This window comes from Achromobacter insuavis, from assembly GCF_902859645.1.
Lineage (GTDB): Bacteria > Pseudomonadota > Gammaproteobacteria > Burkholderiales > Burkholderiaceae_B > Achromobacter > Achromobacter insuavis.
In genome coordinates, this window is the sequence record NZ_CADIJR010000088.1 from 1 (window position 1) to 24,587 (window position 24,587).

18 protein-coding genes are annotated in these 24,587 nt (G+C 69.1%); 10 read left to right on the forward strand and 8 right to left on the reverse strand.

Features of this window, described 5'->3' with window-relative positions:
* Positions 1-2,305, forward strand: a 2,305-nt coding sequence (locus H0523_RS27465; protein ID WP_180180212.1) for a TonB-dependent siderophore receptor, incomplete at its 5' end; no start/stop codon positions are given.
* 135 nt (positions 2,306-2,440) lie between these two features.
* Here H0523_RS27465 and purL read toward each other — a convergent pair.
* The gene (purL, locus tag H0523_RS27470) at positions 2,441-6,490 is read right to left on the reverse strand and encodes a phosphoribosylformylglycinamidine synthase (protein WP_054429817.1); all 4,050 of its coding nucleotides are present in this window, start codon (positions 6,488-6,490) and stop codon (positions 2,441-2,443) included.
* A 366-nt stretch (positions 6,491-6,856) separates the two neighbouring features.
* Between purL and H0523_RS27475 the strand changes: the two genes are divergently transcribed.
* From H0523_RS27475 to H0523_RS27485, 3 genes are all read left to right on the forward strand, one after another.
* Entirely contained in the window at positions 6,857-7,408 is a 552-nt protein-coding gene (locus H0523_RS27475) for a TRAP transporter small permease (protein ID WP_054429818.1), read from the forward strand.
* Positions 7,405-8,703 carry a TRAP transporter large permease gene (locus tag H0523_RS27480; RefSeq protein ID WP_054429819.1) on the forward strand — a complete coding sequence of 433 codons (1,299 nt, stop codon included), beginning with the start codon at positions 7,405-7,407 and terminating at the stop codon, positions 8,701-8,703. Before H0523_RS27475 ends, H0523_RS27480 begins: the two co-directional genes overlap by 4 nt.
* Positions 8,704-8,777: 74 nt before the next feature.
* Positions 8,778-9,809, forward strand: coding sequence for a DctP family TRAP transporter solute-binding subunit (locus H0523_RS27485; RefSeq protein WP_054429820.1), 1,032 nt, complete (start codon positions 8,778-8,780; stop codon positions 9,807-9,809).
* Between the two features lie 228 nt (positions 9,810-10,037).
* Here H0523_RS27485 and greB read toward each other — a convergent pair whose 3' ends face one another.
* The 4 genes from greB to H0523_RS27505 all read right to left on the reverse strand — a co-directional run bounded on the left by greB (position 10,038) and on the right by H0523_RS27505 (position 13,350).
* Positions 10,038-10,589, reverse strand: a complete 552-nt coding sequence (gene greB, locus H0523_RS27490) for a transcription elongation factor GreB (RefSeq protein ID WP_054429821.1) — start codon at positions 10,587-10,589, stop codon at positions 10,038-10,040.
* Positions 10,590-10,675: 86 nt separating this feature from the next.
* On the reverse strand, positions 10,676-11,521 hold the full coding sequence (locus H0523_RS27495; RefSeq protein ID WP_006395761.1) for a 3',5'-nucleoside bisphosphate phosphatase: 846 nt from the start codon (positions 11,519-11,521) through the stop codon (positions 10,676-10,678).
* A gap of 148 nt (positions 11,522-11,669) precedes the next feature.
* Positions 11,670-12,605: an alpha/beta fold hydrolase gene (locus H0523_RS27500; RefSeq protein ID WP_054429822.1), complete on the reverse strand. Its 936-nt coding sequence runs from the start codon at positions 12,603-12,605 to the stop codon at positions 11,670-11,672.
* A gap of 172 nt (positions 12,606-12,777) precedes the next feature.
* On the reverse strand, positions 12,778-13,350 hold the full coding sequence (locus tag H0523_RS27505) for an AAA family ATPase (RefSeq protein WP_054429823.1): 573 nt from the start codon (positions 13,348-13,350) through the stop codon (positions 12,778-12,780).
* A gap of 168 nt (positions 13,351-13,518) precedes the next feature.
* Between H0523_RS27505 and H0523_RS27510 the strand changes: the two genes are divergently transcribed.
* Both H0523_RS27510 and cfa read left to right on the forward strand, forming a co-directional pair.
* Positions 13,519-14,073, forward strand: coding sequence for a hypothetical protein (locus tag H0523_RS27510; protein WP_156333260.1), 555 nt, complete (start codon positions 13,519-13,521; stop codon positions 14,071-14,073).
* A gap of 132 nt (positions 14,074-14,205) precedes the next feature.
* Positions 14,206-15,384: a cyclopropane fatty acyl phospholipid synthase gene (gene cfa, locus H0523_RS27515; protein WP_054429825.1), complete on the forward strand. Its 1,179-nt coding sequence runs from the start codon at positions 14,206-14,208 to the stop codon at positions 15,382-15,384.
* Between the two features lie 117 nt (positions 15,385-15,501).
* Here cfa and H0523_RS27520 read toward each other — a convergent pair whose 3' ends face one another.
* Positions 15,502-17,145 carry a GMC family oxidoreductase gene (locus H0523_RS27520; RefSeq protein ID WP_054429826.1) on the reverse strand — a complete coding sequence of 548 codons (1,644 nt, stop codon included), beginning with the start codon at positions 17,143-17,145 and terminating at the stop codon, positions 15,502-15,504.
* A 135-nt stretch (positions 17,146-17,280) separates the two neighbouring features.
* Here H0523_RS27520 and H0523_RS27525 point away from each other — a divergent pair, with 135 nt between their 5' ends.
* Positions 17,281-18,168 carry a LysR family transcriptional regulator gene (locus H0523_RS27525; protein ID WP_054429827.1) on the forward strand — a complete coding sequence of 296 codons (888 nt, stop codon included), beginning with the start codon at positions 17,281-17,283 and terminating at the stop codon, positions 18,166-18,168.
* Positions 18,169-18,185: 17 nt separating this feature from the next.
* Positions 18,186-19,085: a TonB family protein gene (locus tag H0523_RS27530; RefSeq protein ID WP_082385520.1), complete on the forward strand. Its 900-nt coding sequence runs from the start codon at positions 18,186-18,188 to the stop codon at positions 19,083-19,085.
* Between the two features lie 22 nt (positions 19,086-19,107).
* On the opposite strand, the gene H0523_RS27535 is transcribed toward H0523_RS27530, so the two are convergent.
* Positions 19,108-20,088, reverse strand: a complete 981-nt coding sequence (locus H0523_RS27535; RefSeq protein ID WP_054429829.1) for a LysR family transcriptional regulator — start codon at positions 20,086-20,088, stop codon at positions 19,108-19,110.
* A gap of 134 nt (positions 20,089-20,222) precedes the next feature.
* Between H0523_RS27535 and H0523_RS27540 the strand changes: the two genes are divergently transcribed.
* On the forward strand, positions 20,223-21,548 hold the full coding sequence (locus H0523_RS27540; protein WP_054429830.1) for an MFS transporter: 1,326 nt from the start codon (positions 20,223-20,225) through the stop codon (positions 21,546-21,548).
* A gap of 32 nt (positions 21,549-21,580) precedes the next feature.
* Entirely contained in the window at positions 21,581-22,897 is a 1,317-nt protein-coding gene (locus tag H0523_RS27545) for an ArgE/DapE family deacylase (RefSeq protein ID WP_054429832.1), read from the forward strand.
* Positions 22,898-22,914: 17 nt separating this feature from the next.
* On the opposite strand, the gene H0523_RS27550 is transcribed toward H0523_RS27545, so the two are convergent.
* Positions 22,915-24,587, reverse strand: a 1,673-nt coding sequence (locus H0523_RS27550) for a DNA internalization-related competence protein ComEC/Rec2 (protein ID WP_180180213.1), incomplete at its 5' end; no start/stop codon positions are given.

Sequence of the window (24,587 nt, forward strand, 5' to 3'; positions counted from 1 at the left end):
CGCCGCCCGCGCCGCCGACGCGCCGGCCCGCCCGGGCCCGGCCGCCGTCCGCTACGACATCCCGGCCGGCTCGCTCGACCAGGTGCTCAACGCCTACGCCCAGCAAGCCGGCGTGATGCTCACCATCGACGGCGCGCTCACCGCCGGGCTGCGCAGCCCCGGCCTGCGCGGCGCCTACGGGCTGCGCGACGGATTCGCCGCCATCCTGGCCGGCAGCGGCCTGGCGGCGCAGCAACAGGGCGGCGGCTACGTGCTGCGACGGCTGCCGGCCACCGGCGTCGCCACGCTGGAACCGGTGACGGTCAGTGCCGGCGGCATCGCTCCCGACAGCTACGTGGCCGAGGCCAGCCGCGCCGGCACCAAGACCGACACGCCGATCCTGGAAGTGCCGCAGTCGATCTCGGTGGTGACGCGCGCGCAGATGGAAGCGCAGAACGCGCAGAGCGTGACCGAGGTGCTGCGCTACGTGCCCGGCGTGGCGGTCGAGACCTACGGCGTCGACCCCAAGGGCTTCGACTGGGTCATGCTGCGCGGCTTCAACGCCCAGGCCACCAGCGACTACAAGGACGGCCTGCGCCAGATCACCTCGGGCTACACCCTGTTCCGCAGCGAGCCGTACGCGCTCGAACGCATCGAGGTGCTGCGCGGCCCGTCGTCGGTGCTGTATGGCCAGGGCGACGCCGGCGGCGTCATCAACCGCGTCAGCAAGCTGCCGTCGGCCACGCCGCAATACGAGGCCGAGCTGGAATACGGCAGCTTCCAGCGCAAGCAGGCCGCGGTCGACCTGACCGGCCCGGCCACCGCGGACGGCACGCTGCTGTACCGCGTGATCGGCGTGGCGCGCGACGCCAACACCCAGTTCACCTACCCCAACGGCGACCGCATCGCCGACGACCGCCTGTTCCTGGCGCCGTCGCTGACCTGGGCGCCGTCGGCCGCCACCCGCTTCACGCTGCAGACCGAGTACCTGCACGACCGCTCCGGCGGCACCATCGGCACCGTCACCATCAACGGCAAGCCCACCAACCTGCGCAACGGCGATCCGGACTTCAACCGCTACACGCAGAAGCAGAAGACCATCGGCTACCTGTTCGAGCACCGCTTCAACGACACGTTGCAGGTGCGCCAGAACCTGCGCTACGGGCAGGTCGACGCGCTGCTGGACAACATCCTGCTGTCGGGCATCGGCCCGGCCGGCCTGACCCGCACCGCGCGCCGCTACGACGAAAGCATGACCGCGCTGGCGCTGGACAACCAGGCGCAGCTGGATTTCCACACCGGCCCGCTGGCCCACACGCTGCTGCTGGGGCTGGACTTCAACCGCAGCAGCGCCGACGTCTCGCGCACCTACGGCCCCGCCCCCAGCCTCAATCCCTACAACCCGGTGTATGGCGTGTACGTGCCCACGCCCACCACGCCGATGGCCAACTACCTGGAAACGACCCACCAGACCGGCCTCTACCTGCAGGACCAGGTGCGCTTGGCCGAACGCTGGGTGCTGACGCTGGGCGGCCGCTACGACTGGTACCGGCAGAAGAACGAGAACCGCCTGCTCAACAGCACCAGCGACCAGGACGGCTCGCGCTTCAGCGGCCGCGCCGGCCTGAACTACGTCATGCCCAACGGCCTGGCGCCCTACGTCAGCTACGCGCAGTCGTTCCTGCCCAACACCGGCGTGACCGCGCCGGCCAATGGCAGCGCCGCCTTCGCCCCGTCGCGCGGCCGCCAGTGGGAAGGCGGCCTCAAGTTCCAGCCGCCGGGCTCGAACGCGCTGTACACGCTGGCGCTGTTCGACATCAAGAAGAGCAACGTGCTGACCAACGACCTGCAGAATCCGGGCTTCCAGGTGGCTTCGGGAGAAGTGCAGTCGCGCGGCGTGGAGCTGGAGGGCAAGTTCAGCCTGGGCGACGGCTGGGACTTCAGCGGCTCGTACACCTATGTGCGCGCCCGCATCAGCCGCGCCAACGACGCCACCCAGGGCAACCGGCCGGCGCTGGTGCCCGAGCACAGCGCCTCGGGCTGGCTCAACTACACCGTGCGCGACGCCGCGCTGGCCGGCCTGAGCCTGGGCGTGGGCGCGCGCTATGTGGGATCGACCTACGGCGACAACGCCAACACGCTCAAGATCGACAGCCACACGCTGATCGACGCCGGCGTGTCGTACGCGGTGGACAAGCACCTGACGCTGTCGGTCAACGCCACCAACCTGTTCGACAAGGATTACCTGGCGACGTGCTCGGACCTGACCGATTGCTACCCGGGCAGCCGGCGCAGCGTGATCGGGCGGGTGAAGTACCGGTTCTGAAAACGGCCGCGCATGAAAAAAGCCCCACCGTTTCCGGTGGGGCTTTTTGCGTCAGGCCGCCAAGAATGGCCGCCTCGCCGCCGGGCCGCCCCTCGGGGGGCAGCAAGCGCGAAGCGCGCCGCGTGGGGGCGCTTCCTATTTCAGCCAGGCGCGCGCGTTGCGGAAGATGCGCATCCACGGGCTGAACTGGCCGCCGCTGTCGGCGTTGCCCCACTTCTCGGGGGCCCACGACATCATGACGTTGCGGGTCACGCGTTCCGGGTGCGGCATCATCACGGTGAAGCGGCCGTCGGCGGTGGTGACGGACGTCAGGCCGCCCGGGCTGCCGTTCGGGTTGAACGGATAGGCCTCGGTGGCGTTGCCGCGGCTGTCGATGTAGCGCGCCGCCGCCAGCACGCGGCCGGCGTCGCCCTGCTGCGAGAAGTCGGCGAAGCCTTCGCCGTGCGCCACCGCGACCGGGATGCGGGCGCCTTCCATGCCGGCAAAGAAGATCGACGGCGACTTGGCCAGCTCGACCATCGACAGGCGCGCCTCGTACTTCTCGGACAGGTTGCGGGTGAAGCGCGGCCAGTGCTCGGCGCCCGGGATCATCGGCGCCAGCGCGGCCATCATCTGGCAGCCGTTGCACACGCCCAGCGCGAAGGTGTCGGGGCGGGCGAAATACGCCGCGAACTGATCCGACAGCTTGCTGTTGAAGCGGATGGTGCGGGCCCAGCCCTCGCCGGCGCCCAGCACGTCGCCGTAGCTGAAACCGCCCACGGCCACCAGGCCCTGCACCTGCGCCAGGTCGACACGGCCCGACAGCAGGTCGGTCATGTGCACGTCGACCGCGTCAAAGCCGGCGGTGTCGAAGGCCCAGCCCATTTCCACCTGGCTGTTGCAGCCCTGCTCGCGCAGGATCGCCACGCGCGGGCGCTTGCCGCTGTTGATGAACGGCGCGGCCACGTCTTCCTGCGGGTCGAAGGCCACGTTGGGGCTCATGCCCGGATCCTGCGTGTCGTTCCAGACGTCCAGCTCGGCCTGGGCGCAGGCCGGGTTGTCGCGGCGCGCCATGATGCGGTAGGAGACTTCGCTCCAGGCGCGGCCGAGGTCGGCGCGCGGCTGGCCCCAGACCTTCTTGCCGTCGCGATAGAACTCGACCTCGTCGCCGCCGTTCAGGCCGCCGATGACGTGCGAGTGGGCCGACAGGCCGGCGCCGCGCAGCACCTGCATGACGGCGTCGCGCTGGGCGGCCGGCACCTGGATGACGGCGCCGGCTTCCTCGGCGAACAGCGCCTTGAGCGTCAGTTCGTCGCGCTGCACCGCCACCTGTTCCGGACGGATCTTGTAGTCGCCCCAATCGGCCGATTGCGGGTCGAAGGTCAGCATGTCGAGGTTGACCGAGATGCCGGTGCGGCCGGCGAAGGCCATTTCGACCAGCGTGGCGAACAGGCCGCCGTCGGAACGGTCGTGGTAGGCCAGGATGGTGCCGGCCTCGGCCAGGGTGCGGATGGTGATGAAGAAGGCGCGCAGGGCTTCCGGCGAATCGATGTCCGGCACGGTCTCGCCGACCTGGTTGTAGGTCTGCGCCAGGATCGAGCCGCCCATGCGGTGCAGGCCGCGGCCCAGGTCGATCAGGATCAGCACGCTGTCGCCGGCGTCGGTGCGCAGCTGCGGCGTGAGGCTGGCGCGCACGTCGCCGACCGGCGCGAAGGCCGTGACGATCAGCGACACCGGCGCCACCACCTGGCGCTGCTCGCCGTCCTGTTCCCAGGAGGTCTTCATGGACAGCGAATCCTTGCCCACCGGGATCGACAGGCCGGCGGCCTGGCACAGCTCGCTGACGGCCGACACGGTGTCGTACAGCGCGGCGTCCTGGCCGTCGACGCCGCAGGCGGCCATCCAGTTGGCGGACAGCTTGATGTCTTCCAGGCGCGCCACGTCGGCGGCGGCCAGGTTGGTCAGGGCCTCGGCCACGGCCATGCGGCCGGAGGCCGGCGCGTTCAGCATGGCGATGGGGGTGCGTTCGCCCATGGCCATGGCTTCGCCGCGGAAGCCCTGGTAGTCAGCCAGGGTGACGGCGCAGTCGGCCACCGGCACCTGCCACGGGCCGACCATCTGGTCGCGGCTGGAGAGGCCGCCGACGGTGCGATCGCCGATGGTGATGAGGAACGATTTGTTGGCCACCGTGGGGTGGCGCAGCACGCGGTACGCGGCTTCGGTCAGGTCGATGCCGGCCAGGTCGAGCGGCTCGGACACGCCCGGCAGGCGGCGCACGTCGCGCGTCATGCGCGGCGGCTTGCCCAGGATGACGTCGATCGGCACGTCGACCGGACGCACCTCGGCCTCGCCCTGCGGACGGATCGTGTCCAGGCCCGGCAGGCCCTCGCCGTCGACCACGCGCAGCTGGCGCTCTTCGGTGGCCACGCCGACCACCGCGTAGGGGCAGCGTTCGCGGCGGGCGATGGCGTCGAAGCGTTCCAGGTCCTTGGGCAGGATCGACAGAACGTAGCGTTCCTGCGATTCATTGCTCCAGATCTCGGCGGGCGACAGGCCGGATTCTTCCAGCGGCACGCGCTTCAGATCGAAGATGGCGCCGCGGCCGGCGTCGTTGACCAGCTCCGGGAAGGCGTTGGACAGGCCGCCCGCGCCGACGTCATGGATGGCGATGATGGGGTTGTTCTCGGCCTGCTGCCAGCAGCGGTCGATGACCTCCTGGGCGCGGCGTTCCAGTTCGGGGTTGCCGCGCTGGACCGAGTCGAAATCGAGTTCGGCCGAGTTGCTGCCCATGCTGATGCTGGAAGCGGCGCCGCCGCCCATGCCGATGCGGAAACCCGGGCCGCCCAGCTGGATCAGCAGCGCGCCGGGGGGAATCACGTCCTTGTGCGTCAGGCCGGCGTCGATGCTGCCCAGGCCGCCCGCGATCATGATGGGCTTGTGGTAGCCCCAGCGGGTGCCGCCGGCGGTCTGCTCGAACGAACGGAAATAGCCCAGCAGGTTGGGACGGCCGAATTCGTTGTTGAAGGCGGCGCCGCCGATGGGGCCGTCGATCATGATGGACAGCGGCGTGGCGATGCGGTCCGGCAGGCCGTGGTGGTCGGCTTCCCAGGGCTGCGTGGCGTCGTCGAAGCGCAGGTGCGAGACGGTGAAGCCGGTCAGGCCGGCCTTGGGCTTGGAGCCGCGGCCGGTGGCGCCTTCGTCGCGGATTTCGCCGCCGGCGCCGGTCGAGGCGCCGGGGAACGGCGCGATCGCGGTCGGGTGGTTGTGCGTCTCGACCTTCATCAAGGTGTGCACGGTGGTGTCGCGGCGGATGTATCGGGCGCCGTCGACGCCCTCACCGGTCACGCCCGGCACGCCGGCCTGGAAGCGCTGCGCCGGGCCGCCGGCCATGATGGCGGCGTTGTCCGAGTAGGCGACCACGGTGCCTTCCGGCTGCGCCTTGTGGGTGGCGCGGATCATGCCGAACAGCGTGTTGGGCTGCTCCTGGCCGTCGATCACCCACTGGGCGTTGAAGATCTTGTGGCGGCAGTGTTCGCTGTTGGCCTGCGCGAACATCATCAGTTCGACGTCGGTGGGATCGCGGCCCAGGTCGCTGAACGACTTGGCCAGGTATTCGATCTCGTCGTCCGACAGGGCCAGGCCCAGGCTGATATTGGCCTCGACCAGGGCGGCGGCGCCGCGCGCCTGCACGTCGACCGTGCGCATCGGCTTGCCGGCCAGCGGCTGGAACAGCGCCTGGCCGTCGAAGCCGGCGTCGACCACGGTTTCGGTCATGCGGTCGTGCAGGCAGTCGGCCGCGCGCGCCAGCATGTCGGCGTCGAACGACTTGGCGCCCAGCAGGCCGCGTTCCGGGGTGATGACGTAGCGCACGCCGCGTTCGATGCGGTGCACGGCCGACAGGCCACAGTTGTGGGCGATGTCGGTGGCCTTGCTGGCCCACGGCGAGATCGTGCCCAGGCGCGGGATCACCAGCAGCGCCAGGCTCTTGGCCGGCGCCTCGCCGGTGGCGGGGGTGCCGTAGTCCAGCAATTGGGTCAGGTGCTGCTGCTGCTCGGCCGTCAGGGCGGCGTCGGTGCTGACGAAGTGCTCGTAGCGGGCGGAAATGTCGGCCACCGGCAGGCCGGCTTCCTTCAATTGCGCCAGCAGGCGGTCACGACGAAAGGAGGACAGGACGGAGGAACCAGGCAGATGCTGAACAAGGGACACGATGCGGGCGCCGTATAAAGGAGGGAAGCAAAACGAGGATTTTACCCCGCTTGGCGGGTTTTCCCGGACGGAAGCACACCCGCGTCCCGATCTGGCCCGAATTCGTCCTGCTTCGGTCATTGTTACAAAAGAATTCCGCGACGCAACGACCGACCTGCTGCACAGCAATATGGCGCTTAAATCCCTGCCGCCGTCGCGGGTTATGAGCCGTGAAGACCGGGCCCGCGAGGCCGACGTATTGCGACGCACCATGTTGCACCCATACCGCAGCGCGGGAAAACACGAACACCCACCCTCTTGCCCCGACGGTAGGATGCAGCGACCCCATACCTGGAACGCGCCCCGCCGCGCTGGCCATCGCCTCACATGTCACGCCCCGAAGCCCCCGTCGAGCCTGTCGAACCGATCATCCCCGCCGAAACAGATCCCGCCGTGAAAGTGCCGCTGGCCATCGAGGACTGGCTGGCCGTGATCCTGCTGGCGGCCTTGGCGCTGATTACCTTCCTGAACGTGCTGGTGCGCTACTTCACCGACCAGTCGTTCGCGTGGACCGAGGAGATCTCGGTGTTCCTGCTGATCGTGCTGACCATGGCCGGCGGCAGCGTCGCCTTCGTGCGCAACCATCACATCCGCATCGAGATCCTGGCCGACAACGGTTCGCCGCGGCGCCAGCGCATCATGGCGCTGATCTCCAACACCTGCGTGCTGGCGTTCTTCGTGCTGCTGACGGTGCTATCGGTCAAGCTGGTGGCCGACGAGTACATCTATGAAGAAACCTCGCCCGCCATCGGCGTGCCGACCTGGTGGTATTCGATCTGGCTGCCGGTGATGGCCGCGGCCATCTCGCTGCGCACGCTGGGCACGCTGCGGCGCCTGTGGAAAGCGCCGCTGCCCAAGGCCGACGGAGGCCAGGCATGATCGCCGGCATCCTGTTCGCGGTCTTCATCGCGCTGATGCTGATCGGCGTGCCGGTCGGCGTGGCGCTGGGCATCGGCGGCACCGTGGCCATCGTGCTGTCCAACCTGGACACGCCCTGGTATGGCCTGTTGACCGTGCCGCAGAACTTCTACGCCGGGCTGGCCAAGTATCCGCTGCTGGCGATTCCGATGTTCGTGCTGGTCGGTTCCATCTTCGATCGTTCCGGCGTGGCCAAGCGGCTGGTGGATTTCGCCATCGCCATCGTCGGGCGCGGCCCGGGCATGCTGCCGCTGGTGTCGATCGCCGTGGCCATGTTCCTGGGCGGCATCTCGGGCTCCGGCCCGGCCTGCGCCGCGGCCGTGGGCGCGGTGATGATCACGGCCATGTCGCGCGCCGGCTACCCGGGCCCGTTCTCGGCGTCGGTGGTGGCGGCGGGCGCGGCCACCGACATCCTGATTCCGCCCTCGGTGGCCTTCATCATCTATTCGGTGCTGGTGCCCGAGGCTTCGGTGCCGGCGCTGTTCGCCGCCGGCATGGTGCCCGGCATCCTGGCCGGTCTGGCGCTGATCGTGCCGGCCGTGTGGCTGTCGCGCAAGCACAAGATGGGCATGCTGGAAGCGCACCTGCCGCGTCCGCCGTTCTGGAAGAGCCTGCGCGAGGCCTCGTGGGGCCTGGCCGCGCCGGTGCTGATCCTGGGCGGCATGCGCATGGGCTGGTTCACTCCCACCGAGGCGGCCGTGGTGGCGGTGTTCTACGGCCTGTTCGTGGGCATGTGCATCCACCGCACCATCAAGCTGCGCGACCTGTACGTGATCCTGCGCGAGGCGGCCGAGCTGTCGGCCGTGATCATGCTGGTGGTGACGCTGGCCGGCATCTTCGCCTGGGCCCTGTCCACGCTCAGCGTGATCGACCCGATCACCCACGCCATCGTCAATTCCGGGCTGGGCGAATGGGGCGTGCTGGCGCTGCTGATTTTGCTGCTGATGACCGTCGGCATGTTCCTGGACGGCATCTCCATCTTCCTGATCTTCGTGCCGCTGCTGATGCCGATCGCCAAGGCCTACAACTGGGACCCGGTGTGGTTCGGCGTGATCCTGACGCTGAAGGTGGCGCTGGGCCAGTTCACCCCGCCGCTGGCGGTCAACCTGATGGTGTCGTGCCGCATCGCGCGCGTGCCGATGGAATCGACCGTGCGCTGGGTGGTGTGGCTGCTGGGCGCGATGTTCCTGGTGCTGGTGGCGGTGCTGGTGTTCCCGCAGCTGGCGCTGTGGCTGCCGCGCAAGCTGGGCTATTGAGGGAACCGGACGCAACCCGCCCGGCATGCATTCATGACAACAACAGACAGACCCGCAAAGAGAGGAGACGCAACATGAATTTCCGCAAGCTGATCGGCGCCACCCTGTGCGCCGCCGCCGTGGTTGGCCTGCCCGCCGCGGCGCAGGCGCAGAACTACAAGCCCGAATACAAGCTCTCCATCGTCGTCGGCACCACCTTCCCGTGGGGCCAGGGCGCCGAGATCTGGTCGAACCTGGTGCGCGAGCGCACGCAGGGCCGCATCAACATCAAGGTCTACCCCGGCACCTCGCTGGTGCAGGGCGACCAGACCCGCGAATTCACCGCCATCCGCCAGGGCGTGATCGACATGGCCGTCGGCTCGACCATCAACTGGTCGCCGCAGATCAAGCAGCTCAACCTGTTCTCGCTGCCCTTCCTGATGCCCGACTACGCCGCCATCGACGCGCTGGTGCAGGGCGACGTGGGCAAGGAGATGTTCAAGCTGATCGAGAAGGCCGGCGTGGTGCCGCTGGCCTGGGGCGAAAACGGCTACCGCCAGCTGAGCAACTCCAAGCGCGAGATCAAGCGGCCCGAGGACATGAAGGGCATGAAGCTGCGCGTGGTCGGCTCGCCGCTGTACATCGACACGTTCACCGCGCTGGGCGCCAACCCGACCCAGATGAGCTGGGCCGACGCCCAGCCGGCGCTGGCCAGCGGCGCGGTCGACGGCCAGGAGAACCCGCTGTCGATCTACACCGGATCCAAGCTCTACACCGTCGGCCAGAAGTACCTGACGCTGTGGAACTACGTGGCCGATCCGCTGATCTTCGTGGTCAACCGCGAAGTCTGGAATTCATGGTCGGAAAAGGACCGCGACATTGTGCGCCAGGCCGCGCTGGACGCCGGCAAGCAGCAGATCGTGATCGCGCGCAAGGGCGTCACGCCGGAAGATCCGTCCTTGCTCAAGGAGATCGAGGGCCACGGCGTCACCGTGACCTCGCTGAGCCCGGCCGAGCATGACGCCTTCGCCAAGGTCACCCAGCCCGTCTACGACAAGTGGAAGAAGCAGATCGGCGAAGACCTGGTCAACCTGGCCGAGAAGTCCATCGCGGCGCGCAAGAAGTAATTCCGCCGACAACGACGGCAAGCCAACCGAACAAGCAGCAAGCCCCAGGGGAACGGCGGCGCAAGCCGCCAACCGAGGCAGGGACGTCAGATCCCGCCCACCAAAGACGGGCGCCGGCCACAAGCCGGCGCCCGTCGCCTTTTCAGCGAGCGCTTTTTCAGTGTTTTCTTTTGGGCGTCTTCTTTTGGGCGCTTGCTGGCGCCTCTGTTCCCGGCGCCGCGCCCGCCGCTACTGCGGGTAGCGCACTTCCAGGATATCCAGTTCCTCGATCCCGCCTGGCGTGCGCAGCACCACCGTGTCGCCTTCGCGCGCCTTGATCAGCGCCCGCGCCACCGGCGAGATCCAGCTGATCTTGCCGGCCAGCGGCTCGGCCTCATCCACGCCGACGATGGTGACGGTGTGGTCCTCGCCCGCCTTGTCGGAATACAGCACCGTGGCGCCGAAGAAAACCTGGTCGCGGTTGGGCTGGGCGGCCGGATCGACCACTTCGGCGATGTCCAGCCGCTTGGTCAGAAAGCGCATGCGGCGGTCGATCTCGCGCAGGCGCTTCTTGCCATAGAGATAATCGCCGTTCTCGGAACGGTCGCCGTTGGACGCCGCCCACGACACCACCTGCACCACCGACGGCCGCTCCACGTTCATCAGGTGCGTCAGCTCGCCGCGCAGGCGCTCGTAGCCTTCCGGCGTCATGTAGTTCTTGGTGCCGGCCGGCAGGGCCTGGGCCTGCGGCAGGTCGTCGTCGTCCTCGTTGTCGGATTCTTTGACAAATGCTTTGTTCATGGCGGCGGCGCCTCGGGCGCGCAATCAGTTCAAGTCGGTTCAAGGGCGGCGCGGACACGCCGCGCCGGGGCCAGGCGGCGCGGCGCCTAGAACCAGTCGTGCCAGACCGGCTTCAGATCGGACGGCAGGGGCGGCAGGCGGCCCAGGTCCATCCGGCTTTCCTTGGGGCTGTGGAAGTCGGAACCGCGCGAGGCCAGAAAGCCATAGCGCCGCGCCACGTCGGCATATTGCCGCGCCTCTTCCACGGTGTGGCTGCCGGTGTTGACCTCGATGCCCACGCCCCCCAGCTGCAGGAATTCGTCGAACAGCGCGGCGAACTGCAACGGCGTGTATTTGTAGCGCCCCGGGTGCGCGATGACGGCGATGCCGCCCGCGCCGCGGATCCAGCCCACCGCCTCGGCCAGCGTGGCCCATTGCATCGGCACGTGGCCGGGCCGGTCGTCGCCCAGGTGCTTGGTGAAGACCGTCTGCACGTCGGGGCAGTAGCCGGCCTCGACCAGATAACGCGCGAAGTGCGTGCGGCTGATCAATTCCGGATTGCCGGCGAACGGCAGCGCGCCCTCATAGGCGCCGGGCATGCCCATCTCGGCCAGGCGTTCGCCGATGCGGCGGGCGCGGTCGGCACGGCCCGAGCGCGTCTTGCGCAGGCCTTCGACCAGCGCGGTGTTGGACGGGTCGAAACGCAGGCCGACGATGTGCACCGTCAGGCCGGCCCAGGTCACCGAGATCTCGACGCCGGTGGCAAAGCGCATGCCCAGTTCATCGGCCATGGCCGCGGCCTCGGCCAGACCGCCGACTTCGTCGTGGTCGGTCAGGGCCCAGACATCGACGCCGTTGGCGTGCGCGCGCTGCGCCACGTCGCGCGGCGCCAGGGCGCCGTCCGAGACCGTGGAATGGCAATGCAGATCGATGTTGAGCGCGGAAGGTTTCATGCAGCCTATTGTAGAGAAGCCCCGTCCCCCTGGGTAGCGGCGCCGGCCGGCGGCGTCCCCAATATGGCGGACGCGGAGGCGAGCTGGCCGCCGCGAGCGGACGCCCGACAGGAACCGCGCACGGCGCCCCGCGCGCCGCTTGCGGCCGTCAAGCCAGCAGGAAGTCCGCCACCGCCTTGACCTGGTCATCGGCCATCAGCGTCGGCGCATGGCCGACGCCGGCCACCTCGACCGCCTGGGCGCGCGGATTGCGCTGGCGCATTTCATCGACGGTCGCGCGCGTCAGCAGATCCGACTGCTCGCCGCGCACGATCAGGATCGGGCAGTCCACCGCGTCATACGAGCGCCACAGGATCTGCTCGCCGGCGGCCAGCTCGTCGCCGGTCTGCAGCGCCATCGGCTGCGCCAGCGCCAGGTCGTAGTGCTTGACCCATTGCCCGCCCTGCTCGGGATAGACGAAGCGCGCCAGGTGCTCCCACTGCGCGTCGGTATGCGGCCCGAAGGTCTCGGAATTGGCGCGCATGGCCGCCACCGCCTCGGCGAACGAACCGAACGCGCCCGGCTCGCCCACATACTGCCCGATGCGGCCCAGCGCGCCGGTCTCCAGGCGCGGGCCGACGTCGTTGAGCACCAGCTTCGACAGCCGGATGCCGTCCTGCGGCGGCAACATGCCGGCATGCGGGCGCAGCGGCAGCATGGCCCGCGCGAACGCGGCGGCGCCGGCCAGCCCCAGGCCGATCAACCCGCCCATCGAGGTGCCGACCCACGCCAGCGTGGCGGGCCGCAGCCGCGCCACCAGGGTGGCCATGTCGGACACGTACTGCGGCACGGTATAGAACGCCGGGTTGACCAGCCAGTCCGAGCGGCCGCGGCCGACCACGTCGGGGCACACCACCCGGAACTGCCCCGCCAGGCGCCGGGCCAGCGTATCGAAATCGCGCCCGCTGCGGGTCAGGCCGTGGACGCAGACCAGCACCCGGTCATTGGCCGGATCGCCCCATTCCCAGTAAGCCATGCGGTGCAGGCCCGCCGGGCTGGCGCAGGTGACGAATTCCAAACGGGGTTCCAGGCTCGCATCCAACATCGTTGTGCTCCGAAAAACCGGCGCGCGGCCGCGATGGCGGCGCCGTGCATGGCCGGTATCTTATCGGAAGCGCGCGCCGGCGCCAGGACGCAAGCGCGCCGCGACGCCGGGACGCAAGCGTGCACCGAGCCAGGACGCAGTCACTGGCCTGCGCCGCCGGCAGGCGGCGCCGCTAGGGATGCCGCCGCGCTGCCGGCGCGTCCGCGGGCAGCGCGGCCAGCACCTGGTCCGCCAGGTCCGCCACGCTGGCGCGGGTGTCCAGCGTCAGCACCGGACAGTGCAATTCTCGGATCCATTGCCGGTGCCGCTCGGGCGTGCGGGTGCCTTCGGCGCCGCTGTCGTAGCCGGCCGCCCATTCCAGGAACCGCCGGCTCTTCTCCCGGGCCGCAAGGTCGGTGTCGAGCGCCGCGCCGTAGCGTTCGGCCTCGCGCCGCCGCAGCCGGGCCATGCGCTCGGCCGCCGGCAGCCGCAGGAACACCACCAGCGTGAATTCGGGCACCAGCCCTTCGCCCCAGTTATAGACCGAGCCGCCGCTGAGCACCCAGTCGTCATGCCCCCGCAGCCGTTCGCGGATGCGGCGCCAGCGTTCCTCCTTGGGATGCTTGTCGGTGAAGGGAGGATCGGTCGGCACCCAGTAGTAGTCGTCCGCTTCCAGGTGGGGCACGTCCAGGCGCTCGCCCAGGACCGCGCCCAGCGTGGTGGCGCCGCAGCCGGATGCGCCGAAAAGATGAATGCGCGTGGCCATGGGACTCCCCTTGAAACGGACGCGACACGGCGGACCGCGGCCCGCCGACAACAGGCAACCAGTGTAGCGGCGTTCCCGCCGCCCGCGACGCGCCCGCAACGCCTTTCGATGGCGGCTGACTGGCCTAGAATGGCGCGTCGCCTCACGGCTTCGGGAACCCCACGCGCCATGCCCGGTGGATACATGCTCAATGGCGGCTACGTCGCCGCCGCCCTGCTCTTCATCGCCGCCCTGTTCGGCGTGCTGATCATCGGCCTGGCCGTCGGCGCGCGGGCCGGCCGCGGCAGCCGCCCGCAACTGGTGCTGGCCTGGCTGCTGGCGCTGCTGCTGGTGCCGCCCTGGCTGCTGACGCTGACCGCCAGCGGCGACATCTTCGGAGTGGTCCTGATTTCCCGCTACGCGCTGGCCCTGCCGGCGCTCGCCGCGCTATGGTGGCTGCGGCGCAGCATCCGCGCCTTCACCGGCCAGCGGCCGGGGCTGGAACGGCTGCCGCGCACACCCTGGCTACTGCTGCTGGCCGCGGTGCTGCTGTACAGCCTCCTGGGTTACTGGTCAGGTCATCGTTACGATTATTCGTTCGATATCAACGACACCATTACTTCCATGGTCTTTATCGTCGCCACGGGCCTGTTGGTGGCAGGATGCACCTGGGCCTTGCGCAGCAGCATACGTTGGTTAAGATTGGCGGGTCCCGGTTCAGTGGCCGAGGTATCCCGGCGCTGACGGCCCGCTGAAATTAGATTGCCTATCGGCCCGATTCAATCATTAAATTGGATTCCATCCGCCGGTCCGGGCGAGAGTTATGCGCTTCGAGCATTGCCAGATCAGTCAGTCCAGAATTGATATGGAGCCACTATGCACCAAAGCAGTCCGACTACTCAGCTAACCCCCTCCCGCCCGGAGGCCGCCCCGCCGCCCGAACCGCCCAAGGTCCTGCAGGACGTACTGGCGCGCGCCGACGTCCAGATCAACGGTTCGCGCCCCTGGGACATCCAGGTTCATGACAAGCACATGTACGAACGCGTCTTCGCCAGCTGGTCGCTGGGGTTGGGCGAGTCCTACATGGACGGCGAATGGGATTGCGAGCAGCTCGACGAACTCTTCACCCGCCTGCTGCGCGCCGACATGGGCTCGGCCGCCCTGGGCTTGGCGCGCGTCAAGCTGATCGCCGAACACCTGCGCCACAAGCTGTTCAACCTGCAATCGCGCAGCCGCGCCTTCGAGGTCGGCGAACAGCACTACGACGCCGGCAACGACGTGTTCGAGGCCATGCTCGACAGCCGCATGATCTACTCCTGCGCCTTCTGGGAACAGGCCGACACGCTGGAAGCCGCGCAGGAAGCCAAGCTCGACATGATCTGCCGCAAGCTGCAGCTCAAGCCCGGCGAGACCCTGCTGGACATCGGCTGCGGCTGGGGCGGACTGGCCAAGTTCGCCGCCGAACGCTACGGCGCCAGGGTCACCGGCGTCACCGTCTCCAAGGAACAGCTGGCGCTGGCCCAGGAACGCGTGCGCGGCCTGCCGGTGGAACTGCTGCTGCAGGACTACCGCGACCTGCAGGGCAGCTTCGACAAGGTGGTGTCGGTCGGCATGTTCGAACACGTCGGCCCCAAGAACTACGACACTTACTTCACCAACGTGCAGCGCCTGATGGCGCCTGGCGGCATCTTCCTGCTGCACACCATCGGCATCGCCTCGACCAGCCAGAGCACCGATCCCTGGATCGACCGCTACGTCTTCCCCAACGGCAAGCTGCCCTCGGCGCGCGAGATCAGCACCGCGGTCGAAGGCCGCTTCATCATCGAGGACTGGCACAACTTCGGCGCCGACTACGACCGCACGCTGATGGCCTGGTGGGACAACTTCCAGCGCGCCTGGCCACGGCTGCAGGAACGCTACGGCACGCGCTTCTACCGCATGTGGCAGTACTACCTGATGTGTTGCGCCGGCTTCTTCCGCTCGCGCGAAGGGCAGCTGTGGCAGGTGATCCTGACGCATCCGCAGCGCCAGGAGATGTACCGCTCGCTGCGTTGACGAGAATATCGGCCGCTGCGCCTCCAACTGGAGCAGCGGCCGATAGCGGGTCAGCAGGGTGAGTGAGTCACGCACAATCTTGCCCGCCTCATCGCGGGCGCTCCCATCACGCTCCCATCACGCCACCAGCTCGGCCGCCCGCGCCTCGGCGCCGACCCGAGCCGCGTCCTCCAGGATCATCTGCGCCGCCCGTTCCGCGATCATGATGGTCGGTGAATTGGTGTTGCCCGACGTGATCGTCGGCATGATCGACGCATCGGCCACGCGCAGGCCTTGCAGGCCATGCACGCGCAGCCGCGCATCGACCACCGCGCCGTCATCGGCGCGGCGGCCCATGGCGCAGGTGCCGACCGGGTGGAAGATGGTGGTGCCGATCTTGCCGGCCGCCTCGCGCAGCTCGGCCTCGCTCTGGTAGGCCGGGCCCGGCAGCCATTCCTCGGGCTGGTAGCGCTGCAGCGCCGGCGCCGCGCTGATGCGCCGCACCAGCCGGATCGCGTCCGCCGCCACCTTCAGGTCCTGTTCCTCGCGCAGATAGTTCGGCGTGATGACCGGCGGCAACGAGCCGTCCACGCCTTGCGCGTGCACGCTGCCGCGCGATGCCGGCCGCAGGTTGCAGACGCTGGCGGTGAACGCGTCAAAGCCATGCAGCGGCTCGCCGAACGCGCCCAGCGACAAGGGCTGCACATGGAATTCCAGGTTGGCGCGCGCCTGGCCCGGATCGGACTTGGCGAAGGCGCCCAGTTGCGACGGCGCCATGCTCATCGGCCCGCTGCGGTTGAGCAGGTATTCCAGCCCGATGCCGGCCTTGCCCCACCAGGTCGAGGCGATGCGGTTCAGCGTCTTCACGCCGCGCACCTTCAGGATGACGCGCAGTTGCAGATGGTCCTGCAGGTTCTCGCCCACGCCCGGCAAGGCATGCCGCAGCGCAATGCCGCTTTCGCGCAGGCGCGCCGGCTCGCCGATCCCCGACAGTTCCAGCAATTGCGGCGTGTTGACGGCGCCCGCCGCCAGCACCACCTCGCGCGCCGCGCGGACGCCGACGGACTGGCCCTCGCGCCGCACCTGCACGCCGACGCAGCGCGTGCCCTCGAACAGCAGGCGCTCGGCGTGCGCGCCCGTCATCACGTGCAGGTTGCTGCGCTCGCGCACCGGCCGCAGGAACGCCTTGGCGGTATTCCAGCGCCAGCCGCGGCGCTGGTTCACGTCGAAATAGCCGACCCCGAAGTTGTCGCCCCGGTTGAAATCCTGCACCCGCGGAATGCCTTCCTGCGCGGCCGCATCGGCAAAGGCGTCGAGGATGTCCCAGCGCAGCCGCTGCGCCTCGACCCGCCATTCGCCGCCGGCGCCGTGGAATTCGTCGCCCCCGCGGTAATGATCCTCGCTGCGCTTGAACACCGGCAGCACCTGGTCCCAGCCCCACGCCGGATCGCCGGCGATCCCGGCCCATTCGTCATAGTCCTGGCGCTGGCCGCGCATGTAGATCATGCCGTTGATCGATGAGCAGCCGCCCAACACGCGGCCGCGCGGATAGATCAGCGAGCGTCCGCCCAGGCCCGGCTCGGCGCCGGTGCGGTACATCCAGTCGGTGCGGGGATTGCCGATGCAATACAGGTAGCCGACCGGGATGTGGATCCAGTGGTAGTTGTCGCGCCCGCCCGCCTCCAGCAGCAGCACGCGCACCGCGGGATCGCGGCTCAGGCGGTTGGCCAGCACGCAGCCCGCCGACCCCGCGCCCACGATGATGTAGTCGTATGTCTCCATTTGCGCTTCTTCTTTTAAGTCTCAAGTGGCCGTGCCACTGTCGCGCAGCCGGCCGGCCCTGTCCAATGAATTGTTGAAAAGCGCTTTATAAGTCTCTTTAATAATGGGTATCGCCCTTTACGCGGGAAACGCGCCATGGACCTCAAGCACATCCGCACCTTTGCCGCCGTGGCGCGCGTCGGCAACCTGACGCGCGCGGCCGAGCACCTGCACCTGACGCAGCCGGCGCTCAGCCTGCAGCTCAAGAGCTTCCAGGAGGCCCTGGACCTGCCGCTGTTCACCCGCACCGCCCAGGGCCTGGCGCCCAATGCCGACGGCCGCGCCCTGCTGCCCTCGGCCCAGCGCGTGCTGGACGCGCTGGAAGACTTCGAGCGCGCCATCGGCGCCCTGCGCGTCACGGTGCAGGGGGAACTGCGCCTGGGCACCATCCTCGACCCCGAATTCCTGCGGCTGGGCGCCACCCTGCAATACCTGGTGCAGCACTACCCCAAGATCCGCCCCACCCTGCGCCACGGCATGTCCGGCTCGGTCGCCCGCCTGGTGCGCAACGGCGAGCTGGACGTCGGCTTCTCGCTCGGTCAGCGCGGCCCGGGGCACGGCCAGCCGGCGCTGCATGCCCTGCCGCTGGCGGCGTTCTCGTACTACGTGGTGGCGCCCAAGGGCTGGGGGCCGCAACTGGCCGGCCGCGGCTGGCACGAAATCGCCGCCCTGCCCTGGATCTGGACGCCGCCCGACTCGGTCCATCACCGCCTGCTCGCGGCGAAATTCAGCGAACTGGGCGTCGCCCCCAACGCGGTCGCCGAGGTCGACCAGGAGGCCTCGATGCTGGACCTGGTGCGTTCCGGCGTCGGCCTGACCCTGGCGCGCGACTCCATCGCCCTGCGCGAATCGCAGGCGCACGGGCTGGCGCTGGCGCCGGGGCTGTCGATCGAGGCGGAACTGGCCTTCATCACGCTGGCCTCGCGGCGCGAGGAACCCATGATCGCGGCCGCCTTCGACGCGGTGCGCGCCGCCTTCGGCTGACCAGGAGAGACTCCCCCATGCGCTCACGCTTGCTCGCTATCGGCCTGGCCCTTGCCCTGGCCTGCGCCGCCGTTCCCGTCATGGCCGCCGCCCCCGGCAACGAAGCCGAATGGACCCGGGCCGTGCAACGCCGCCTGATCAGCCGCCTGGATTATCCGAAAGAGGCGCACCGCCTCAGCGGTCCGATCAGCCTGTCCCTGAAGATCACGGCGCTGCGCAACGGCGCCATCTACGACGTCGTGGTGAGCCGGTCCTCCGGCGACGCCGCGGTCGACCAGGCCGCCGTCGCCATGGTGCGGCGCGCCGGTCCGCTGCCGGCCTTTCCGGACGCCATGACCCAGGAAAAGACCGAGCTGATGCTGCCGCTGCGCTTCCAGCAGGAAGACGACACGGCGCCCGCCACCGACCGGGCCCCGCCCACCGACATTCCGCCGCGCCGCTACGTCGATGCCGCCACCGGCTTCGGCGTCACCGTGCCCTCGCCAATGCGGGTCGGCCCCGCCTCCGCCCGCGGCCGATACGATGCCTTGATCGAGGTGTCCAGCCCCGACGGCTTTCCGCCCCCGGCGCCGGACGCCAAGTACCTGTGCCGCATCGGTTTCCTGGCCACGCCCGCGGGCGCCAAGCCGTCGGCCGCGCCCACGCTGCGCGCCCAGGTCGCCGCGGCCGAACGCCGGCAACGCAACCTGCGCGGATCCATCGAGCTATACGACCGGTTCACCCTCGGCGGTGTGCAAGGCCTGGACTACATCGCGGCGCCGGGCCCCGGCCGCGCGGACACGCTGTACTACTACGCCGACGTCGTTCTGCCACAGGGCAGCGTCCACATGGCCTGCGCCACCCTGCGCGACGCCATGCCGGCCGCGATGACGATGTTCCGCCAAGTGCGCGACGGCATCGCCGCCAGGCCGCGCTGACCCGTGGGCCGGACCGCGCGCGTCAAAGCGGCGGCAGATTGCCGGGCACCAGCCGTTCGGCCATGGTGAAGCCGTCGATATAGTCGCGAAAGTGCTTGAGGAAGGCGGCCTCGGCCGGACTGCGTTGCACATCCCGATGCCACAACAGGTGCAGATCGACCGAGCACACGCCTTCGCCAGGCGGCAGCCGCCACAACCGGCCCTCGGCCAGGTCGCGCCGCACGCTGTGCTCGGGCAGGCAGCCGATGCCGAAACCGGCGATGAGCAGCCGCTTGACCTCGTCATGCTGCGTGGATGTCGCCACCACCCGCCCTGAAAAGCCGCGCTGGTCGCGAAAGATCGTCAACGGCGACAGGCTGTCGCCCAGGGCATCGCTGGCGAAAGAGACGAAGTTCTCGCCCATCAGGTCTTCGATGCGCAGATCCTGCCGCCCGAACAGCGCATGGTTGCGTCCACAGAACAGCGCGTAGCGCTGATGCAGGAAAACCTTGTTCTCGAGCCGCTTGGGCATCTGCCGGCACAACGCGATACCCGCCGTGCCCACGCGCTGCTGCATCAGCGTGACGATCTCGCTGCTGGGCAGCACATCCATCTGCACGTCGATACGCGGCCAGGCCTTGTGGAACGCCGCCCAGAAATCGTCGTAGACCTGTGAATGGATGCGGCTGGCGACCAGCAGATGGATGCGGCCGGTCGCCTCGACCTCCGTCTGCGAGACATCGGCCAGCAGCTGCGACACGTTGCCGTAGATCGCCTCGGCCGCGCGGCATACCTCTTCACCGGCGTTGGTAACGGTGAACGCCTGGTTGTGCCGTTCGATCAGGCGCCGGTCCAGCTGTTCCTCCAGCCGCTTGAGCGCCTGGCTGACCGCCGATTGCGTCAGGTGCAGCTTGGCGGCCGCGCCGCTGATGCTGCGCTCCTGCACGATGACCAGGAAGGTGCGCAGCAGGTTCCAGTCGAGGCGATCGCCGCTGCGGGGGTCGGCGGGGTGAGCGCGCGTCATCGGGGGTCCTTGCGGGAAATCGGAAGACATCAATTTTACTTAAGTAAAAAATTAAAAATCATAAATTGACGTTATATCGGCGCGAGAGCGATAAACACGCCTTCGAACAACGACAAACTCCCAAGAGGAAAACCATGACCGCTCCCGCCCACGCGCCGGCGGCGCGCCAGCCCGTCCGGGCCGCAACCGCCGCATTCGTCGGCACCACCATCGAGTGGTACGACTTTTATATCTATGCCACCGCCGCCGCGCTGGTTTTCGGCAAAGTCTTCTTCCCCACGGCCGATCCATTCGTCAGCACCATGGCGTCATTCGGCACCTTCGCCGCCGGCTTCCTGGCGCGGCCGCTCGGCGGCGTCATCTTCGGCCATCTCGGCGACCGCGTCGGCCGCAAGAACGCGCTGATGGCGACCCTGGTCATCATGGGCCTGGCCACGGTCGGCATCGGCCTGCTGCCGAGCTACGCCAGCGCCGGCTTGTGGGCGCCCGCGCTGTTGCTGCTGCTGCGCCTGGCGCAGGGCCTGGCCGTCGGCGGCGAATGGGGCGGCGCCGTGTTGATGGCCGGCGAACATGCCTCGCAACGCCGCCGCACCTTCGCCGCCTCGTTCGCCCAATTGGGCAGCCCGGCCGGCCTGATCCTCTCCCTGCTCGCCTTCCGATTGCTGACGGCCCTGGACGAAGCCGATTTCGTCAGCTGGGGCTGGCGCGTGCCCTTCCTGATCAGCGCGGTGCTGTTGCTGGTCGGCTACTTCATCCGGGTCGGCGTCAATGAATCGCCCGACTTCGCCAAGGTGCTCGAACGCCAGGAGCGCGCCGAGATCCCGGCCAAGGAAGTGCTGCGCACCGCCTGGCGCACCGTGCTGCTGTGCATGGGCGTGTGCACCGTGGCGATCGGCGGCATCTACTTCACCAACACCTTCATGCTGTCGTACACCACCCAGACGATGGGCCTGAGCCGCACGTTGATCCTCGACTGCCTGTTCGTGGTCGCCATCATCCAGTTCTTCGTGCAGCCGCTGGCGGCCTGGCTGGCCGACGCCCTCGGTCCCACCCGGGTGCTCATCACGGCCGCCTTCTGCTCGGTGCTGGCGCCCTATCCCATGTTCATGCTCGTGTCGCAGGGCACGCCGTACAGCATCATCGGCGGCATCGCCATCGTGCTGGTCTTCATGGCCGCGATCTATTCCGCGATGGCCGGCTACATCAGCTCGGCGTTCCCCACCCACGTGCGCTACTCCGGCATCTCGCTGTCGTACCAGTTGTGCGGCGCGGTCGCCGGCGGCATGACGCCGCTGGTCGGCACCTGGTTGACCTATCACTACCCCGGACAGTGGCTGCCGCTCGCGTTCTTCTACTCGATGCTTTCAGCGATCACGCTGGTGTCGATCTGGGCGCTGGCCGGCCACAAGCGCCGCCTCGCGCTGGACGCGCCGGGCATCACCCCCGCCCCTGCCGCCTGACTCGCCGCTCTTCCCTTCTTTCAGGAACCCCCATGACACAGACCACCACCCCGCCCGCCCTCTCCGAGGAGCAGACCCGCCGGATCCTGCAGGCCGTCGACGCGCATTTCGACGCCCAGCTGGCCTTCACCCAGGATCTCGTGCGCTTTCCTTCGCTGCGGGAACAGGAACATACCGCGCAGGACTTCCTCTACGAGGCGATGCGCGCGCGCGGCTTCGCGATGGACCGCTGGAAGATCGACGTCAAGGACATCGAGTCCCACCCCGGCTTCGGCCCGGTGACCGTCTCGTACGAAAACGCCTTCAATGTCGTCGGCACCTATCGTCCCGCGCAGCAGCAGGGCCGTTCGCTCATCCTGAACGGGCATATCGACGTGGTGCCCACCGGCCCCGTGGACATGTGGACCCGCTCGCCGTGGGATCCGGCGATCATCGACGGCTGGATGTATGGCCGCGGCGCGGCCGACATGAAGGCGGGCCTGGCCGCCAACCTGTATGCCTACGACGCCGTGCGCGCCGCCGGCTATGAACCCGCCGCCCCGATCTACTTCCAGTCGGTGGTCGAAGAGGAATGCACCGGCAACGGCGCCCTGGCCGCCTTGCTGCGCGGCTACCAGGCCGACGCCGTGATCATTCCGGAGCCGGAAGAAAACATGCTGGTCCGAGCCAACGTCGGCGTCCTGTGGTTCAAGGTCCGCGTACAGGGTCATCCCACGCATACCCGCGAGATGGCCAACGGCTTCAACGCCATCGACGCCGCCTACGCCGCCATCGAAGCGCTGCGCGGGATCGAGGCGAAATGGAACGCGGAACACCACTGCCACCGTCATTTCGAACACCTCGACCATCCGATCAACTTCAATATCGGCAAGATCGAGGGCGGCGACTGGCCGTCGACGGTACCGCCCTGGTGTGAATTCGACGTGCGCGCGGCGATCTATCCGGGCACCACCGCGGATGAGGCCCGCGCCCAGATCGACGCCTGCCTGCGCGACGCCGTCGCCGACCCGCGGCTTGGCGGCACGCCGCCCCAGGTCACCTACACCGGCTTCTATGCCGAGGGCTACGTGCTCGAAGAAGGCAGCGATGCCGAAAACACGCTGCGCGAATGCCACCAGCAGGCCTTCAAGAGCGACCTCGAAAGCTTCACGACTCCGGGCTATCTCGACGCCCGCGTCTTCGTGATCTATGGCGACATGCCGACGCTGGTCTATGGTCCGAAGTCGCTCGACATCCATGGCTTTGACGAACGCGTCCATCTCGAATCGCTGCGGCTGATCACCAAGACCATCGCGCTTTTCATCGCCCAATGGTGCGGCATCAGCGCAACGCAGGCCAAGGCCGGCTGAGTCAGGGGCCGGCCGGTTCAACGCCCCTGCCAGTAGCGCCGCTGCCGCGCGCGCTGCGCCCACACCGACAGGCCGCCGGCGCGCGACTCGGCCAACACCGCCCCATCGCGGTCGCTGCGCCAGAAGACCGCGCCGGCGCGAAGCCAGCGCCGCTCCACCGCCGGCGCCGGATGTCCGAAGCGGTTCAAGTAGCCGCACTGCGCAATCGCGTGGCCGGCGTGCGAGGCCGCCACCAGTTCCCGCCCGGATGACCACGCCGACCCGTGATGCGGCGCCAGCACGATATCGGTCGGCGGCAGGCCCAGCGCGGCCAGCTCGCGCTCCTGCGCCACGCCGATGTCGCCCGTCAGCAGCAGCGAATGGGCGCGGCCCTCGATGCGCAGCACGCAGCTGTTGGCATTGCGGTCGCCCCCGCGCACCTCGGCGCCCGGCGCGGGATGCAGAAAGGTGAAGGTCACGCCGTCGACGCGCCAGCTGTCGCCGCGCTCGCAGCGCAGCATCCGCGCAGGCGGGACATAGGCCGTCCCCGCGTCCGGCGGATGATCCGCCCCGGCGTCCGCCGACGCGCTCGCGGGCCGCCCAGCGCCGGTCCCGGCCTCCGCGCGCGGCTCGGGCCACAACCTGGCATCGCGCCGCAGCCATGCCGCCACATCGAACGACGCATAGCTGCGCGCCACCGGCACCGCCGCCAGCACTGAGCGCGTGCCGCCCACGTGGTCCAGGTCCGCGTGCGACAGCACCAGCACATCCAGCTGACCGATGCCGCGCGCCTGCAGCTGCGGCGCGATCACCCGCTCGCCCGCGTCGCCGCCGCCGAAATGGCGCGGACCGGCGTCGAACAGCAAGGCCTGGCTCGCGGTCTCCACCAGGATCGCGCTGCCCTGCCCGATATCCATCGCGCTCATGCGCCAGTCGCCCGGCTCGGGCCGCGCCGGCCGCCAGCACAGGAGCGGCAACATGCACAGCCAGCCCAGGCGCCGCGCCGGCCAGCCCTGTGCCTGCAAGGCCCACACCATGCCCGCCAGCGCCCACAGCAGCCATGGCCACGGCGCCGCCGCCACCGTGAAGCTGGCCCAGTCCGCATTGCCCACCCAGGCCACCACCGTCATCGCCAGGTCGAACACCCACGCGCCCGCCTGCCCCGCCACCGCGGCCACGCCGGCCGTGGCCGGCGCCGCGGAGAACATGGCGCACAGCAGCGCCAGCGGCGTGACCAGGAACGTCACCGCCGGAATCGCCACCGCGTTGGCCAGCGGCGACCCAAGCGACACCTGGTGCACCAGGAACGCCAGCAACGGCGTCAAGCCCAGCGTCACCGTCAGCTGCAAGCGCGCGGCCTGCGACAGGGTCGCGCGCCAGCGCTGCCGCCATCCGGCATCCGCGTCGCGCGGCGCCTGCGCCACGCGCAGCAGGATCGCCACCGCGCCGAACGACAGCCAGAAGCCCGCCGCCATCGGCGCCCACGGATCCAGCATCACCACCGCCGCGGCGGCAAACGCCAGCACCCGCCCCGCCGATATGCGCAGGCGCGACCAGCCCGCCGCCAACACCACCAGCAACATGAAGAACGTGCGCCGCGACGGCACGCCCCAACCCGCCAACAGGCAATACGCCAGCCCCACGACCATCGCCGCGGCGCCGCCGGCAATGCGCGCCGGCACCCGCTCGGCCAGGCTGCCGCCGCGCCAGC

Excerpts from the sequence above, each read along its gene's own strand:
- H0523_RS27535 (WP_054429829.1), bottom strand. The coding sequence starts at position 20,088 with ATGACGCGCGCTCACCCCGCCGACCCCCGCAGCGGCGATCGCCTCGAC.
- cfa (WP_054429825.1), top strand. The coding sequence starts at position 14,206 with ATGCACCAAAGCAGTCCGACTACTCAGCTAACCCCCTCCCGCCCGGAG.
- H0523_RS27520 (WP_054429826.1), bottom strand. The coding sequence starts at position 17,145 with ATGGAGACATACGACTACATCATCGTGGGCGCGGGGTCGGCGGGCTGC.
- H0523_RS27545 (WP_054429832.1), top strand. The coding sequence starts at position 21,581 with ATGACACAGACCACCACCCCGCCCGCCCTCTCCGAGGAGCAGACCCGC.
- H0523_RS27530 (WP_082385520.1), top strand. The coding sequence starts at position 18,186 with ATGCGCTCACGCTTGCTCGCTATCGGCCTGGCCCTTGCCCTGGCCTGC.
- H0523_RS27540 (WP_054429830.1), top strand. The coding sequence starts at position 20,223 with ATGACCGCTCCCGCCCACGCGCCGGCGGCGCGCCAGCCCGTCCGGGCC.
- H0523_RS27480 (WP_054429819.1), top strand. The coding sequence starts at position 7,405 with ATGATCGCCGGCATCCTGTTCGCGGTCTTCATCGCGCTGATGCTGATC.
- H0523_RS27475 (WP_054429818.1), top strand. The coding sequence starts at position 6,857 with ATGTCACGCCCCGAAGCCCCCGTCGAGCCTGTCGAACCGATCATCCCC.
- H0523_RS27505 (WP_054429823.1), bottom strand. The coding sequence starts at position 13,350 with ATGGCCACGCGCATTCATCTTTTCGGCGCATCCGGCTGCGGCGCCACC.
- H0523_RS27495 (WP_006395761.1), bottom strand. The coding sequence starts at position 11,521 with ATGAAACCTTCCGCGCTCAACATCGATCTGCATTGCCATTCCACGGTC.
- H0523_RS27485 (WP_054429820.1), top strand. The coding sequence starts at position 8,778 with ATGAATTTCCGCAAGCTGATCGGCGCCACCCTGTGCGCCGCCGCCGTG.
- H0523_RS27525 (WP_054429827.1), top strand. The coding sequence starts at position 17,281 with ATGGACCTCAAGCACATCCGCACCTTTGCCGCCGTGGCGCGCGTCGGC.
- greB (WP_054429821.1), bottom strand. The coding sequence starts at position 10,589 with ATGAACAAAGCATTTGTCAAAGAATCCGACAACGAGGACGACGACGAC.
- H0523_RS27510 (WP_156333260.1), top strand. The coding sequence starts at position 13,519 with ATGCCCGGTGGATACATGCTCAATGGCGGCTACGTCGCCGCCGCCCTG.
- H0523_RS27500 (WP_054429822.1), bottom strand. The coding sequence starts at position 12,605 with ATGTTGGATGCGAGCCTGGAACCCCGTTTGGAATTCGTCACCTGCGCC.